This window comes from Nonomuraea turcica, from assembly GCF_030718205.1.
Lineage (GTDB): Bacteria > Actinomycetota > Actinomycetes > Streptosporangiales > Streptosporangiaceae > Nonomuraea.
In genome coordinates this window covers 19,546-34,459 of the sequence record NZ_JAUZQF010000005.1, presented here as the reverse complement: position 1 = coordinate 34,459, position 14,914 = coordinate 19,546, and the positions used below count along the sequence as shown (strand labels likewise).

18 protein-coding genes are annotated in these 14,914 nt (G+C 71.4%); 9 read left to right on the top strand and 9 right to left on the bottom strand.

Translation table 11 applies throughout. The features are described from left to right. Positions 1-215: 215 nt before the first annotated feature. Complete coding sequence (locus tag Q9G87_RS14585) at positions 216-2,321, bottom strand: AfsR/SARP family transcriptional regulator (protein ID WP_305916864.1); 2,106 nt, start codon at positions 2,319-2,321, stop codon at positions 216-218. On the opposite strand from Q9G87_RS14585, the gene Q9G87_RS14580 reads away from it, so the two are divergent. Beyond that, complete coding sequence (locus tag Q9G87_RS14580; RefSeq protein ID WP_305916863.1) at positions 2,284-3,186, top strand: alpha/beta fold hydrolase; 903 nt, start codon at positions 2,284-2,286, stop codon at positions 3,184-3,186. The two genes, Q9G87_RS14585 and Q9G87_RS14580, sit on opposite strands and share 38 nt — an antisense overlap. A 78-nt stretch (positions 3,187-3,264) precedes the next feature. Here Q9G87_RS14580 and Q9G87_RS14575 read toward each other — a convergent pair whose 3' ends face one another. After that, positions 3,265-3,789, bottom strand: a complete 525-nt coding sequence (locus Q9G87_RS14575; protein ID WP_305916862.1) for a GNAT family N-acetyltransferase — start codon at positions 3,787-3,789, stop codon at positions 3,265-3,267. 37 nt (positions 3,790-3,826) lie between these two features. On the opposite strand from Q9G87_RS14575, the gene Q9G87_RS14570 reads away from it, so the two are divergent. The 6 genes from Q9G87_RS14570 to Q9G87_RS14545 all read left to right on the top strand — a co-directional run bounded on the left by Q9G87_RS14570 (position 3,827) and on the right by Q9G87_RS14545 (position 8,838). Next, the gene (locus tag Q9G87_RS14570) at positions 3,827-4,531 is read left to right on the top strand and encodes an alanyl-tRNA editing protein (RefSeq protein ID WP_305916861.1); all 705 of its coding nucleotides are present in this window, start codon (positions 3,827-3,829) and stop codon (positions 4,529-4,531) included. Beyond that, complete coding sequence (locus Q9G87_RS14565; RefSeq protein WP_305916860.1) at positions 4,528-5,103, top strand: helix-turn-helix domain-containing protein; 576 nt, start codon at positions 4,528-4,530, stop codon at positions 5,101-5,103. Before Q9G87_RS14570 ends, Q9G87_RS14565 begins: the two co-directional genes overlap by 4 nt. Positions 5,104-5,297: 194 nt before the next feature. After that, positions 5,298-5,855: a dihydrofolate reductase family protein gene (locus tag Q9G87_RS14560; protein ID WP_305916859.1), complete on the top strand. Its 558-nt coding sequence runs from the start codon at positions 5,298-5,300 to the stop codon at positions 5,853-5,855. 101 nt (positions 5,856-5,956) lie between these two features. Beyond that, the gene (locus Q9G87_RS14555; protein ID WP_305916858.1) at positions 5,957-7,147 is read left to right on the top strand and encodes a DUF1266 domain-containing protein; all 1,191 of its coding nucleotides are present in this window, start codon (positions 5,957-5,959) and stop codon (positions 7,145-7,147) included. Between the two features lie 48 nt (positions 7,148-7,195). Continuing rightward, positions 7,196-7,993, top strand: a complete 798-nt coding sequence (locus tag Q9G87_RS14550; RefSeq protein ID WP_305916857.1) for a TetR/AcrR family transcriptional regulator — start codon at positions 7,196-7,198, stop codon at positions 7,991-7,993. Between the two features lie 65 nt (positions 7,994-8,058). Then, positions 8,059-8,838, top strand: coding sequence for a S1 family peptidase (locus tag Q9G87_RS14545; protein WP_305916856.1), 780 nt, complete (start codon positions 8,059-8,061; stop codon positions 8,836-8,838). 24 nt (positions 8,839-8,862) lie between these two features. Here the strand turns inward: Q9G87_RS14545 and Q9G87_RS14540 are convergent, their stop codons facing one another. Beyond that, positions 8,863-9,534: a GntR family transcriptional regulator gene (locus Q9G87_RS14540; protein ID WP_305916855.1), complete on the bottom strand. Its 672-nt coding sequence runs from the start codon at positions 9,532-9,534 to the stop codon at positions 8,863-8,865. 102 nt (positions 9,535-9,636) lie between these two features. Between Q9G87_RS14540 and Q9G87_RS14535 the strand changes: the two genes are divergently transcribed. Next, positions 9,637-10,068, top strand: a complete 432-nt coding sequence (locus Q9G87_RS14535; protein ID WP_305917266.1) for a VOC family protein — start codon at positions 9,637-9,639, stop codon at positions 10,066-10,068. A gap of 26 nt (positions 10,069-10,094) precedes the next feature. Here the strand turns inward: Q9G87_RS14535 and Q9G87_RS14530 are convergent, their stop codons facing one another. The 6 genes from Q9G87_RS14530 to Q9G87_RS14505 all read right to left on the bottom strand — a co-directional run bounded on the left by Q9G87_RS14530 (position 10,095) and on the right by Q9G87_RS14505 (position 14,254). After that, positions 10,095-10,847, bottom strand: a complete 753-nt coding sequence (locus Q9G87_RS14530; protein ID WP_305916854.1) for an ABC transporter permease — start codon at positions 10,845-10,847, stop codon at positions 10,095-10,097. A 302-nt stretch (positions 10,848-11,149) separates the two neighbouring features. Beyond that, positions 11,150-11,560 (bottom strand): VOC family protein, encoded by a 411-nt coding sequence (locus tag Q9G87_RS14525; protein ID WP_305916853.1) that lies wholly within the window; start codon positions 11,558-11,560, stop codon positions 11,150-11,152. 5 nt (positions 11,561-11,565) lie between these two features. Further along, entirely contained in the window at positions 11,566-12,015 is a 450-nt protein-coding gene (locus Q9G87_RS14520) for a helix-turn-helix transcriptional regulator (protein ID WP_305916852.1), read from the bottom strand. A 264-nt stretch (positions 12,016-12,279) separates the two neighbouring features. Further along, the gene (locus Q9G87_RS14515) at positions 12,280-12,789 is read right to left on the bottom strand and encodes a hypothetical protein (RefSeq protein WP_305916851.1); all 510 of its coding nucleotides are present in this window, start codon (positions 12,787-12,789) and stop codon (positions 12,280-12,282) included. Positions 12,790-12,947: 158 nt separating this feature from the next. Further along, a complete protein-coding gene (locus Q9G87_RS14510) occupies positions 12,948-13,403 on the bottom strand; it encodes a VOC family protein (RefSeq protein WP_305916850.1) in 456 nt (151 codons plus the stop codon). Next, on the bottom strand, positions 13,400-14,254 hold the full coding sequence (locus Q9G87_RS14505; RefSeq protein WP_305917265.1) for a sigma-70 family RNA polymerase sigma factor: 855 nt from the start codon (positions 14,252-14,254) through the stop codon (positions 13,400-13,402). Before Q9G87_RS14505 ends, Q9G87_RS14510 begins: the two co-directional genes overlap by 4 nt. Positions 14,255-14,399: 145 nt before the next feature. Between Q9G87_RS14505 and Q9G87_RS14500 the strand changes: the two genes are divergently transcribed. After that, positions 14,400-14,813 carry a VOC family protein gene (locus tag Q9G87_RS14500; RefSeq protein ID WP_305916849.1) on the top strand — a complete coding sequence of 138 codons (414 nt, stop codon included), beginning with the start codon at positions 14,400-14,402 and terminating at the stop codon, positions 14,811-14,813. The last annotated feature ends 101 nt before the right edge of the window (positions 14,814-14,914 follow it).

The window sequence follows — 14,914 nt, the reverse complement described above, 5'->3', positions numbered from 1 at the left end:
CCTGATCTCCGAAGTCAACAGCGCCCGGAGCGGCCGTGCCCGCCCCAGGCAGTGGCCACGGTGAGTGACACCCGCCGGCCTCAGCAGCATCGACAGGCGGCATCTGATGACACGAGGTCGCCCGTGCGGTAGAGGTCATGACTTCGGCATCGCGGCCGGTAGCGCGCCGCATGCCGTACTCGTTCGTGCATGGCCGCCCTGCCGCAGTACGGCGGCTACGTGGAGGTGTCGCGGAGCGCATCGGCGAGGGCGGCGAGGTGGTCGGAGACCGGGCCCAGCGTGAGCAGACCGCTGCCCGCACCCGCCAGCTCGCCGGCCGCCGGGGCCAGCGCGGCGCGGGCGCGGCGCATCGCCTCCCGGTCGCCGACGGCCACCGCAGCCCGCGCCACCAGGCACCACATCGCCTCCATCAGCAGGTCTCCCGGCGGTTCCGGCAGGGCCGCCAGCGCCGCCGCGGCCTCGTCGCGGCGGTCGGCGGCCAACAGCAGGGGGCGGACCCACGGCTCGTACGGTCCCCAGTCCGCCTCGCCGGTCCCGGGCGGCAGGCCGCGGCGCACGCGCGTGCAGAGCGACGCCAGCGGCAGCAACCCGCGCTCCAGGCCCGGCATGCCGGCGCCGTCCAGCTGCGCGGCCGCCCGGCGGTAGGCCGCCTCCACCTCCTCAACCGCCGGCGCCGACCCGGTCACGTCGAGGCGAAGTGCCCGGTACCAGGCGGTGAACACGCTCAGCAGCGGCAGCTCATGCCGCTCGGCCAGCCGTTCCGCGGCGGCGGCGTGCTCCTCGGCGCCCGCGAAGTCGGCCCGCGCGCACCGTGCCTGCAAGCGGATGAGATGCCCGAGCACCTCGAAGGTGACCAGCCCGTGCCGGGCCGACAACGCCACCAGCTCCGCGCCGACCTCGTCCCGGCGACCGGCCAGCCCCGCACGCGAGAAGCTCTGCATGAACACGCCGTTGAGCGCGAAGGCCAGCAACGCGGGATCGTCCAGCCGGCGCGCGATCTCCTCCGCCTGCCGGGCCGCCGCACCCCCATGCGCGGCACGCATGCCGCGCGACTCCAGCGCGATCGTGGCCAGCAGCCGTGCCCGTACCGCGTCCGGCGCGCCCGGCGGGAGCGCGGCCAGGGCGCGTTCGGCCGCCGCCACGACCTGCGCCGCCTGCTCCGCGTCATCCGAACGGGTCCAGATCGCCGGCACGTCGTAGGATCCGATCACCCGCGCCGTCAGCTCCGCCTCGCCCAGCTCCTCGGCCGCCGCGATCGCCGCCACCCGGTGCCGGCGCGCCGCCTCCAGGCCCGCACCGCCGGTCACGGCCAGATCGCGCATCAACGTCACCGTCGACTCCAGCCGCGCCCTGGCGCCCGCCGGCACACTGCGGTCGTAGGCGGCCGCCGCCCGCGCCCACACCGAGCCCGCCATACCCGACAGCGGGTCAAGATGCGGGGCATGACGCAGGATGTCGGCCTCCAGCCCGCGCAGCCGCGGCCCCGGATCCACCCCCAGCTGCTCAGCCAGCAGGCCGCGCGCCCGGCGCAGCACCGCCAGCGCGTCACCTTGGCGGCCGGTACGGTACAGCGCCAGGGCCAGCAGCCGCCAGCCGTCCTCCCGCCAGGGATTCTCGGCCACATGTGCGTCCAGGTCCGGCACCGCCTCGCCGGCCAGCCCCAGAGCCAGCAGCGCCTCGGCCCGCCGCTCGATCGCATGCAGGCGCAGCTCGGCCAGGCGCGAACGCTCCGCCCGTGCCCAGTCCTGGCCGGCGAACTCGGCGTAGGAAGGCCCGCGCCACCAGCCCAGAGCCTCCTCCAGCCGCTCGAGAGCCGGCCGCGGCGGCAGCGCCGCGGCGGCGGTGACCGCCTGCTCGAACCGCCAGGCGTCCACCGCGTCCGGGGCGGCGCGCAGCGCGTACCCCGGACCTTCGGTCACCAGCAGCCGCGGCGCGGCGCGCGGCGGCCGCTCCGGCTCCAGCGCGCGGCGCAGCGCCGCCACGAACGTGCGCAACGCCGCCACCGCACCCGGCGGTGGCTCCTCCTGCCACAGGTCCCCGGCCAGGCGCGTCACCGGTACGACGCGGCGGCGGGCGACGATCAGACGGGCCAGCACGGCGCGGTGCCGCGGCCCTTTGACGTCGACCACGCCACCGGCCTCGTCCCAGGCCGTCACCGGCCCCAGCACCCCGAACCGCACCGTTCGACCACCCTCCTCAGCCAGCCACGGTAGCGCGCTGATCGGATGCTCATTCGCGCCCGGCACGCTGAACGGGTCACCTTCGGCAAAGGAGCCCACCATCATGACGACCCCCAGCAGCGACACCAGCAACGGCACCATCGCCGGCTTCGACTACCGGCGCGTCCCCGTCGCCGAAGGCGTGTCACTCAACGTGGCCGTCGCGGGTAAGGGCAGCCCCCTCGTGCTGCTACACGGCTTCCCCCAGACGCACCTGATGTGGCGGCACGTCGCCGCCGACCTGGCCGCCGACCACACCGTCATCTGTCCCGACCTGCGCGGGTACGGCGCCAGCGACAAACCCGCCGAGAACGGCGCCTCCACTTACGCCAAGCGCACCATGGCCGCCGACGTCGTGGCGCTGGCCCGTGCGCTGGGCCATGAGCGGTTCGCACTGGCCGGGCACGACCGGGGGGCCCTGGTCGCCTTCCGCGCCGGGCTCGACCACCCGGCGGCGATCACCCACCTGGCCTGCCTGGACGTGCTGCCGACCCTGGACATGTGGCAGGTGATGCGCGGCGCGGGCGCGGCCGTCGGCTTTCACCTGTACCTGATGGCCCAGCCTCCCGGCCTGCCCGAGGAGATGATCGCCGCCAGCGCGGACACGTTCTTCGGCCACTTCCTCGACCTGTGGGCCGGCGACCCGCGGGCGATCCCGGACGGCGTGCGCGCCGCGTACCTGCGGGCCTGCCGCCAGGCGATCCCCTCGATCGTCGCCGACTACCGTGCCTCCGCCGGGATCGACGCCGAACACGACCGGGCCGACCGGGAGGTGGGCCACCGGCTGCGGATGCCGGTCACCGTGCTGCAGCAGGACTGGGGGGCGGCGCTCGGCTACGACGCGGCGGCGCTGTGGCGCGCCTGGGCGCCCGACCTGCGGCACGAGACCGTCACCTGCGGACATTTCATGGCGGAGGAGGCGCCCGCCGACGTCGTCAAGGCGCTGCGTGCCCTGCTCACCCGTTGACGGGCGCGAGCAGGGCCGTTCGTGCGGCCGCCGGTCGGGACGTACGCGGCCGCCGGTCGGTTAGACGACGGGCGGGCGTCAGCCGGGAAGCGGGAGTTCGTAGCGGCTGACCCAGGTGCGGGGGCCGTCGTCACGGCGCTGGCCGGGAGCGCCGCCCACGGGCACGTCGCCGCGGTGGACGAAGCCGCGTGCCTCGTAGTAGGCCCGCAGCCCGCTGTTGGAGGCCACGCAGTCCAGCCGCAGCACCTCCCGCCGGTTGAGGCGCACGGTGTCGGCCGCCCAGTCGAGGATGACCGCACCCAGACCGGCCGCCCGGCGGCGGACCGCCATCCGATGCACGTAGCCGGCGGAACCGGCCACATCCGACCACAGGGGGTCGGACCAGTCCAGGGTGAGTGTGCCGACGGCCTTGTCGCCGGCGCGGACCAGCCACGTCTCTCCCCGTGTGATCGCCTCGTCGATCCAGGAGGGCTCGAAACGGTCCGGCCACTGGGTGACCTCGCGCCGCCTGAGCCAGTCGGCCGCCTCGTTCAGCACGCTCAGGACCTCTGCCGTGTGGGCCGGTGACGCGCGGTGGAAGGAGAGGTTCGCGGGTGTCGGCATGCGTCGAATCCTACCGCTCGTTTGATAAGATGAACGAATGGTTCACCAAAATAGTGCGCTGCAGGATGCCCTCTACCTCGACGACACCTACCTCACCGAGATCATCACCACCGTGATCGCGGCCGGGCGGGACGAGGCCGGTGGCGCGTGGGTCGCGGTGCGCGACAACCTCTTCCACCCCCAAGGCGGCGGACAGCCCGCCGACCGCGGCTGGGTGGGGGAGCGGGAGGTCGTCCCCGTCCGCCATGCCCCCACCGGCTTGGTGGTGCTCACCGGGGGCGAGCCTGGACCGGTCGACGGCGACGTCGTCCACACCCGCGTCGACGCCGGTGCGCGCCTGCTGCACGCGGCTCTGCACACCGCCGGCCACCTCGTCGAAGCGGCGAGCAGGGCCGAGGGCTGGACCTTGGCCGGCAGCAACCACTTCCCCGGCCAGGCCCGCATCGAGCTCACCCCGTCCGAGACGGGCACGCGCCTGGCCGACGCCGAGGACCGGGACAAGGCCGCCGACCGGCTGCGCGCGTTCGTGGCCGCGGCCGTGGCCGACGATCTGCCGGTCGTCGCCGAGCACGACGCCGCCGGCCGCCGGATCGTCCGGCTCGGCGATCTGCACGCTGCCCCCTGCGGCGGCACGCACGTCCGCAGTCTCGCCGACCTGGCGCAGGTGACGATCTCCGCCGTCAAAGTCAAGAAGGGCCGCGTACGCGTCTCCTACACCGCCTCCCACCGGCCGGCGCGGTGAGCACCGCCGACCGGGACCGCCGTCCCGCCAGCAGCGCGGCCGCCGCGGCCGGCACCCAGATCCAGCGCCGCCGCCGGCAGCGCGGCATGAGCCAGGCCGAACTGGCCCGCCGCACCGGCCTGAGCAAGGCGACGCTGTCGCAACTGGAGGCCGGTATGGGCAACCCCACCCTCGACACCCTGGACGCCATCGCCGTCGCCCTGGCCGTCCCGCTCACCGACCTGCTGACCCGGGCGAACGACCCGGGCGTCGTGCACCTGCCGGCGACCGCCGCCGCCGGCGACGGTCCCACACGTGAACTGCTGCGCCGCATCAGCGGCGGCCACAGCCTGGAGATCTGGCGGCTGCGCCTGCCGCCGGACACCGCCGTCGACGGCGTGCCCCACGCGCCCGGCACGACCGAGCACCTCCTGCTCGCCTCCGGCCGCCTCGTCGCCGGCCCCGCCGACGATCTGCGCCGGCTGGAGCCCGGCGACATGCTGGCCTTCGCCGGAGACGCCCCGCACCACTACCGCACCGGCGAGGCACCCGCCGACGTCACCGTCGTCATCGCGTCCCCCGCCGCGGGCTGACCGTCCCGTCCGCCTCACTCGCCGGCCGCGTCATGCCGGGCGAGGTGATGTCCAGGCGGCGGCGTATGGACCCGGCGGCCTGCCGAACACGGCCCCGGCCAGCGCCTTAACCTCATCGGAAGAAGACCGTAAGGTCCTGACGGCAGCGTTGAGCCAGCACCGCACCATAAGCGACTTCGAAGGAAAGACATCTCATGCGCACGTTCAAGCTCCAGGTCCAGACCTCCGCCGACGGCTACATGGCCGGCCCGAACGGCGAGATGGACTGGATGACGTTCCCGTGGACCGACGACATCAACGCCTACATCGACGCGATGACCGAACCGGTCGACTGCATCGTGCTGGGCCGCCACCTCGCCGAGGGTTTCATCCCGGCCTGGGCGTCCGGCCCGGCGGGTGAGACTCAGGAGACGATCGACTGGATGAACAACACGCCCAAGGTCGTGATCTCCAACAGCCTCACCGCGTCGCCCTGGGAGAACGCCACCGTCGCAGGCGGAGACCTCACCGAGATCGTCACCAAGCTCAAATCGCAGCCGGGTGGGGACATCATCACCTACGGAGGCGGCACTCTCGTGCGAGAGCTGATCGCCAAGGAACTGATCGACGAACTCCACCTGTTCGTCAACCCGACCGCGCTCGGCGCCGGAATGCCTGTGTTCCCCGAGGCGCGCCGGCGGCTGCGCCTGGTCACCGCGCGGCCGTTCGCGTGCGGGATCACCGCGCTGCACTACGAGCCGGAGCGCTCCTGATCGGCTTCTCGGCGGTCAGGAGACTGCGGCGATGACCTGGGATGGCCTGGCCGACCGTGCGACGACTGCGGCGGATGTCGGTTTCGCTAGGGTTTGTCGGCATGGGTATGCCGAACAGAAACGTGGCAGGTCAGGGGCCGGCATGGGTGCCGCCCACCGATGTCGAGCGGGCGCTGGCCGAGGCCAAGTCCGGGGGCGACCGGGATGCGTACGTGCGCGTCCTGCTGGGGGCCGACACGTTCTCCTACAAACCGAAGGAGGAGGTCGACAGCCGCAAGCTGGTCGTGGACTGGCAGACGGAGCAGGGACCTGAGGGCAAGCAGTGCCTGGTCGTGTACACCCGGGGGGAGTTGCCCGGGAGGCGGCCCGACGTCGTCGCCTGCCCGGTCTCGTTGCCCTTCCCGCCCGAGGAGTGGTGGGGGTCGGAGGTGCAGGGGATGCTGGTCAATCCCGGGAGCCCGTCAGGGACGTACTTTCCCGACGCCAAACGCAGCCGCCGGCACTGGAAGTCGCTGAAGAAGAGCGTTCAGGACAAGGGCCACGACGCCGACCAGATGCTCACGAAATACACCGGGCCGCTGCACGGGCCCCTCGCGCACGGGCTGGCCTGCGGCGGGCACCTGGCCGTGCACAACGGGGTGATCTGGAACGAGATCGGCGACGTCTACAGCAGCTATGCCGATGACGTGGAAACCCTGCGCGAGTCGTGGGGCGTCACGGATCGGCACGGCTGGCAGACGCAGGTGACGGCGCTGCTGGAGGGGCGCAACAGCCCGGCCGAACCGGAGTTCGCGCTGCAGGTGCGCAACGATCTCGCCCGCCAGTACCCGGGCTCGCACCGGGACCTGTCCACGTGGCAGCGGGCGACGGCCGGCATGCTCACCCAGCGGGGCGTGAGCCGGCCCGGCATCGACGTGGTGATGCAGCTGATCGGGACGATCATGCGGTACGAGGAGCGCTTCCGCGCCGACGGCCTCCTGGCACCCGACGCCTTCGTCACCTCGGCCCTCGGCTACGACTTCGGGCGAGCGGTGAACTTCGCGCGGTGGGGGCTGAGCGCCCGGTTCGCCGAGCCGTACGAGACCGAGCACGTGGTGATCCAGGCCGGCGAACTGGCCCGGCGGGTGTATCGGACGTGGGAGGAGTATTCGGCGGGCTACATCCTGGGGCGGGTGTTGCGTTTCGATGAGGAGGCGTTCGGCCACATGTACGACTCCGCGCTCACCCCGCACCGGATACTCGCGCAGGATCCCGGCAGCCCATGGCGCAACATCCCCTTCACGGCCAACTGAAATCTTCATATAGGTAACATCCAACACGGTGTCGGTAGCATGCTCCGTATGGAAGACCTGGTGGCTGCCGCCCTGGCGGCGGCCCGCGAGCGGGGCCAGGACGTGGCGGAGGTGCCCATCGGCGCGATCGCCACGGCGGCCGGCATCTCGCGCAGCACGCTGCTGCGCAGGCTGGGCGGCACGCGAGCGGCACTGCACGAGGCCGTGCGGCAGGCGGGCATCGACCCCGGCGGGCGGCGTCCCGTGCGCGAACGGGCCATCGGCGCCGCCGCCGCGCTCATCGCCGAGCGCGGGCTCGGCTCGGTCACCCTCGACGCCGTCGCCGCCGCGGCCGGTTGCTCGCTGCCGAGCCTGCACGCGATCTTCGAGGGCCGCGACGGCCTGCTGGCCGCCGTCTTCGACCGCTACGGCCCCGTGCCCGACCTGGAGGCGCTGGCCGCCGATCCCCCCGACAACATCGCCAAGCTGGTCCACGAGATCTACAGCACGATGATCGTCGCGTTCGGGCAGGAGCCCCGGGTGTTGCCCGCCGTGTTCGCCGACATGTTCGGCCGCCCCGACGGCCCGGCGAGCCGGATGCTGCAGGCGACCCTTCCCCGGCTGGCGGCCACCCTGCGCACCCTGCTGATGGATCAGGTGCAGGCGGGCCGGCTGCGGCCGCTGCCGTTCCCGCTCCTCGTGCAGCTCATGCTCGGCCCGATGGTGGCGCACCTGCTGCTGCGTCCCACCCTGGAGGCCGCGATGGGAGCGGAGACGCCCTCGGTGGAGGAGACGTGCACGGTGTTCACCGACGCGTTCCTGCGCGCCGCCGCCCTTCCGGTCGCATCCGCCCGCCGAGAACCGTGAGACCGCTTCGGTAGATCTTTTGTCCGATTTGTCACAGTACGGCCACAAACGCATACACTTCTCCAATGCGTTTCGTCCCTTTTGTCGTGATTGTTGCCGCGGTGACCATCGGTGTCGCCACGCCTGCGTCGGCCATCACCAACGGCACGGCTGACGGAGACTCCCACCCCGAGGTGGGTGCCCTCATCGGCGACAAGGCCAATCCCGACGGAACGTGGTCCTACTGCACGGGCACCCTCATCTCGCCCACCGTCTTCCTCACTGCCGCCCACTGCGGTGAACGTAAGCAGAAGACCGCCCGCGTCTCCTTCGCCAGCCGCTACGAACCCGGGGCCAAGCTCTACAGCGGCCGCTACGTCCCGGACCCGCGCTACAAGGACAAGTCCGACCTCCACGACATGGCCGTGGTCGTCTTCGATGCGCCCATCGCGGGCATCAAGCCCGCCCAGCTGCCGACCGCCGGCCTGCTCGACAAACTCAAAGCCGACAAACGCCTGAAGACCACGCGCTTCACCCCGGTCGGGTACGGCTCCGTGGACCCCACCAAGACCAAGAAGGGCAACGGACAGCGTTTCCACTACACGGACACGCGTAACCAGACGTCCATCTCCTTCGAAGGCCTCTCCCACAGGTGGCTCGACCTGTCGCTGAGCGCCAAGACCGACGGCAGCACGTGCTTCGGCGACTCGGGCGGCCCCAACTTCCTGGGCGGCCCGACCTCGCACCTCCTCATCGCCACGTCGATCAGCGGGGCCGACGACGCCTGCAAGGGGACCAACTACGACTACCGCCTGGACACCGCCACCGCCCGGTCGTTCCTCGGCAAGTACGTCACGCTTCCCTAATCCCCGGCGAGGCCTCACGCTTCGTCATGGACGCTGCCCCTCTTCCGTGATGAGCACGTCCAGAGCGTGGCGGCGGTGCTCGGCGAACAGCTCCAGGGCCGCCTCGGTGTCGCGGGCCTGCAGCGCGGCGAGGAGCCGGCGATGCTCGCCGGGGATATGGGCCAGGTAGCCGTCGGAGCTGAGGCCGATCCGGGTCAGCAGGAACAGGTGGATCTGGGAACGCAGCGCCCGCCAGGCCTCGTCCAGGCGCTGATGGTGGGCGGCGGCGTAGACGGCGTCATGGAAGGCGATGTCGCAGCGCACCATCGCGTGCGCGTCCTCGGCGCGCTTCATCAGCTCGACCGTCTTGCCGATCTCGGCGAGGTCCTCGTCGGAGGCGTGGGCGACCACGCGCTGGACGGCCAGGTGCTCCAGGGCGCCGCGCAAGCTGTCCAATTCGGCGATGTCCTGCGGGGCCAATGTGATCACTGTGGCGCCGCGATGCCATGCGCTGCGAACCAGGCCCTCGCGTTCCAGCCGGAGCAGTGCCTCGCGCACCGGGCCGCGACTGACGTCCAGCGCCTGCGACAGCTCCACCTCGCGCAGCTGGGCGCCCGGGGCGTAGACGCCGCTGAAGATGGCCTCGCGGATACGGTCGGCGACCTCATCGGCCAGCCCTCGCCGGCGGGCGGGGGCCACTCTGCCCGGTTCACTCATGATCTTCACCTCCCTCCTTGTCTTAATGTTAACAAGCTTCGCTCGTTGAGGTAATGTCAACATTGCGACATGCTGATGCTCCAGAAAGGCAGCCCACCCGTCATGAGCGTTCTGGACTCCCCGATTCCGCGCTTCCACCTGGCCATGCCGGTCGACGACCTGACGGCCGCGCGCCGCTTCTACGGCGAGGTGCTCGGCCTGCAGAACGGCCGCAGCGCCGACACCTGGATCGACTGGAACATGTACGGACACCAGGTCGTCACACACCTGGCGCCGGCCCGGACACAGCAAATCCACAATCCGGTCGACGGCCATGACGTTCCGGTGCCCCACTTCGGCCTGATCCTCACGATCGAGGAGTTCCACACGCTCGCCGAGCGGCTGCGTACGGCGGGCGTCCCATTCGTCATCGAGCCCTACGTGCGCTTCGCCGGCCAGGCGGGGGAGCAGTGGACGATGTTCCTGCTCGACCCGGCGGGCAACGCCCTGGAGTTCAAGGCGTTCGCCGACGACTCCCAGGTTTTCGCCACCTGACGGCGGCGATACCCGCATCGCCGCCGTCAGGTGGGCCGGCGGGCCAGGCGCCCACGGGCGGCCAGTTCCACGGTCACCAGAATCGCCGTGGCCTCGGCCGCCAGCAGCGCCACCAGAACCACGAGCTGGACGATCCCCGCCTCGATCGGGCTCGCCCCGCCGATCAGCATGCCCACGAACGCTCCGGGCAAGGTGACCAGCCCCACCGTCCTGGTCTGATCCAGGGCCGGCACCAGCGCTTGAGCGGCCGCGGGACGGCAGATCTCCAGCGCGGCCTCGCGAGGCGAGAACCCCAGAGCCAGGGCCGCCTCCACCTCCCCTTTACGCTGGACCAGCTCGTCCATCGCCCGCCTGCCGGCCAAGGTCGTGGCCGTCAGGCAGCCGCCCAGCAGGATTCCGGCGATGGGGATGACGACGATCCCCTCCGTGGAGATCGCCCCGGTCACCAGCAGGATGGCCAGCACCGGCACGGCCCCGGCCGCGATCGGCACACCGGCCCACCACAGCCGCCTGCCGTCCGCGATGCGCTTGCCCGCGGTGAACGTGGCGACGCCGTACATCAGCAGAATGAACGCCGCGACCGCCAGGGAAGAGGCGACGACCCAGGCGATCACCGCCGACACCGCGCCGAGTTGCAGCGCCGCCCTGAGACACGCGGTCACCACGGCGTTGCCATGGCCCAGTCGCCCAGCCCAGGCCACCAAAGCGCCGAGCGCGACCAGCAGGACCAGCACGACCGGCAACCACGGTGTGAGGGAGATCAATGATGAGCTGCGCACGGCAATCAGTCTCCCGCTTCGGTGACGGATCCGGGCCGCTCGTACGCGCACGGGACATCAGGCAGTGCAGCTCTTGTCAAAGGCGTCGGCGCTCGCCGGAGGCCGACTCGACGGCGGTCTTCGAGCGCTACGGGGAGTTCGACGTGCTCGCCACTCTGCGCCACTCAGCCCGTGTAGCGGCCCCGGCGGTGCCCAAACGCTGGGCGGCGACGTACTTCACGATCTGGTCGTACTGCCGGCGGATGACGCTGGGGCTGGTCTCCTGCTGGGAGTCGGCTCGAACGTCCGGTCAGCCGGACGGCTCAGCGCCGCTCCTGGATGCGGATCATGTTGCCCGCGGGATCGCGGAAAGCGCAGTCGCGAACCCCGTACGGCTGCTCGGTCGGCTCCTGGATGACCTCGGCGCCGCTGGCCTGCACCCGCTCGAAGGTGCCGTCGAGGTCGGCGGTGGCCAGGACGATGCCGGCGTAGGTGCCCTTGGCCATCATCTCGATGATGGTGCGGCGCTCGTCGTCGGTGACGCCGGGATCGGCGGCCGGCGGCTCCAGGACGATGGAGGTGCCGGGCTGGCCGGCGGGGCCGACCGTGATCCAGCGCATCCCCTCGTATCCCACGTCGCTGCGGACCTCGAAGCCGAGGGTGTCACGGTAGAAGGCCAGGGAGACCTCCGGGTGGTCGTGCGGGAGGAAGCTCGAGTGAATGGTGATGTCCATGCTCGTCACGCTAGGTGCGGCTCGCTCGTCGGCGCTTCTCGATTCCTGACCGGTCTGGTCACCTGTTTCGCCACGCACGACGGTATCCCCGCCGTCGCGCGCGCCGCCTCGCGCCGATAGACGCTCGGCGGCACACCGACCAACTCGGTGAAGCGCGTGCTGAACGTGCCCAGCGACGAGCAGCCGACCGCGAAACAGACCTCGGTGACACTGAGGTCGCCACGCCGCAGCAGCGCCATCGCACGCTCGATGCGCCGCGTCATCAGATAGGAGTACGGCGACTCGCCGTAGGCGAGCCGGAACTGGCGGCTGAGGTGCCCGGCCGACATGTTCACGCCCCGGGCGAGCGCCTCCACATCCAGCGGCTGCGCGTACTCCCGGTCGATCCGGTCGCGGACGCGGCGCAGCAGCGCGAGATCGCGCAGGCGCTGCGTCGCGGCGGAACTGCTGGTCACATCAGAATCGTACGCCGCGCCGGAGTCGCCTGCCGCCCCCGGCGTCCCACTCCACTTACGTCCTCGACCTGTTCAGGCCCTGTACGGGGGTGTCGGGCGCGATTCAGCGACACAGCCGTCGCGGTGCGGGCGGCGGCGGCGTCCAGGGCCGACACGCTCGCCCCGCCCAACGTGTTGATCGGGCCGAGGTAGCTTCTTGATGGCGAAGGCGGCTGCGATGGCGCGTCCGCCTTGGTCAGCGGTCTCCGGCGGCGGGGTGCCACCCTAGTAAGCGCCTTTCCCCGGCGTGAACCGGCCGTCGGCATCCGGCACGTATGCAAGGAGCACCACCTCCGGATCATCCCCGTCAAGCCGCGGATGGGGCCCGATCACAACCGCGGCCCCGTCCGCAACATCCTTCCAGGACTCCAGAACCTCGTCTGCCTCCTCGTACCCGTAAGCGTCCTGCAGCTCAGGATCATCGGATCTGAGCGTCGCCATCAGCAGTTCGCCCCTGGCGCGCAGGATCGCCAGCGCCTGCTGCAGCAGTCTGGCATCGCCGGCCACCCCGCGAAGCGGGAACTGCGGACGGAGGAAGACCTCGAGCCGGTCGTTCGGCCGTAGGTCTTGACCCAGGACGGCGTCGAACTGATCGACACTCTGGATGAGAAACCACTCCTTGTGCCCCGCCGCGTGCGTGGGGCTGTAGCAGACGAGTAGTTCCGGCCGACGCGCGAGCTCCTCGGCGACAGCAGCACGCAGGCGAGGATCGGCGGTGGAGTACGGCACGCCCATGCCCCAGTATCCCTCGGATCCGCGGCCATCTCGGCTTTGTCCCGAGCATGGGCGTAGACCACGACGCGGCCGGGGTACGCCCGGCGGCCGCGGCGATCCGCAAGGCGGTGCAGGCCGGACAACCTCGCCGATCCGATCAACGTCGCGCTGGAGCGCGTTCAGGGTGCCTGCCGCGACGGGAGTGCCTGGGCTACCTGCCGCGGCTGGGTGAATCGCAGCATGTTGCCGGAGGGATCGAGGAAGGCACAGTCGCGGACGCCGTCGGGCTGGTCGATCGGTTCTTGCATCACCTCAGCGCCCGCGGCCTCGATGTGCGCGAAGGTGGCGTCGCAGTTGCCGGTCACGAAGACAAGGCGGCCCAGCAGGCCCTTGGCCATCAAGTCGGCGATCGCCCGCCGGTCGGCCGGCGAGACACCCGGGTCCGCGCCGGGGGAGGTGAGGACGATCTGCACGTCCGGCTGCGATGGCGGGCCGATGCTCACCCGTCGCATCCCCTCGGATCCGTCGTCGTCGCGTATCGCGAAGCCGAGCACGTCACGGTAGAAGCCGAGCGCCTCGTCAACGTCGTGGACGGCGAGAGTGCACGTCGAGAGGTTGAGATCCGCGGGGGTCAACGCCGCTCCTTGTCGCCGGCGGGAAGAAAGACGATGTCGAGGTCGCGGAGCCGGTCCGGGTCGGTGTCGATATCGATGCGGGTGATCTTCTCGTCGTTGATGGCGAACGTGAAGACGGCCATCGGCCGGCCGCGGTGCGACCAGACGGCCGCCGGGACGCCGTCGACCAGAGCGAGCCGGGCGGCCTGAGCCCGTCCGGTGAAGAAGGTCGCCACCGCGTGGCCGCCGCGGATTTCGCCGACCACGGCGTCCGGATCGAGTAGGTCGAGCAGGGCGGTGAAGTCCCCGCCCCGGGAGGCGGCCAGGAAGGCGGCGACGATGTCCCGCTTCGCCGATCGCGCGACGTCGGATGCGCCGGCCGCTCCTTGCACTCGGCGCCGGGCCCGGCTGGCGAGCTGCCGGGCCGCCGCCGGGGAGCGGTCGATGATGGTGCCGATCTCGCCGAACGACACGGCGAAGACGTCGTGGAGGACGAACGCGAGCCGCTCGGCGGGAGTGAGTGTGTCCAGCACCACCATCAGCGCGACACCGACCGAATCGGCCAGCAATGCCTCGTCCTCGGGGCCGGCCTGGCCGGTGGGGTGGAGGCTCGCGTGCGGCGCGGCCGGCTCGGGCGGCAGCGCCCCGGCCGAGTCCTCACGCCGGTTGCGGCGTGCCTCGAGCATGTTCAGGCAGACCCGGGCGACGACCGTGGTCAGCCACCCTCCAGGGTTCTCCACCTGGCCGGTGTCGGCGCGGCTGACCCGCAGCCACGCCTCCTGCACCGCATCCTCCGCCTCGCCGGGTGAGCCGAGCATCCGGTAGGCCACCGCGTGCAAGCGGTCCTGGTGCTCGGTGAACCGCTCGCTCAGTCAGTCCTGCTCGGCCATCTGTCACATTCCTCCGTTTCGCCGGTCATATCGATTGACCGGCGAACCCATGCCGATGTGACATCCGGGCCCGGCCCGGACGTCCGGCCTGCCGGTTCAGCCACCTCAAGTACAAAGGAGACAAGGCGTGAAAGCGCACGTGAGCTCGATCCTCCTCGGCGTCCGGAACATGGAGCGGGCCAAGCAGTTCTACACCGAAGGGCTCGGCTGGAAGGTCAAGCACGACTACGGCGTCTCGGTGTTCTTCGAATCGGACGCAGGCTCGCTCGTCGGCTTCTACGGCCGCGAAGGCCTGGCCGACCAGGTGGGCACGAGCCCGGAAGGCAGCGGCTTCAGCGGGCTGGTCCTCACCTACGTCGTCCGCAGTGAGGCGCGGGTCGACGAGATCATCGCCGAGGCCGGGAAGGCCGGCGCCACGATCCTCAAGCCCGCCGGCGCCCTGCCGTGGGGCGGGTACGGCGGCTCCTTCGCCGATCCCGACGGCTACATCTGGAGTCTCGCCTACAGCGCCCAGGGAACCGACCAGCCCTACGCGGAATAGCCGCCGAGGACCCTCTGGCGCGTGCGGGTGACGCGGCCATCGCCTGGCACGCTCGCCGGACTCCTCTGCACGGATGGTCCCTCACCATGACCGGCGACGTG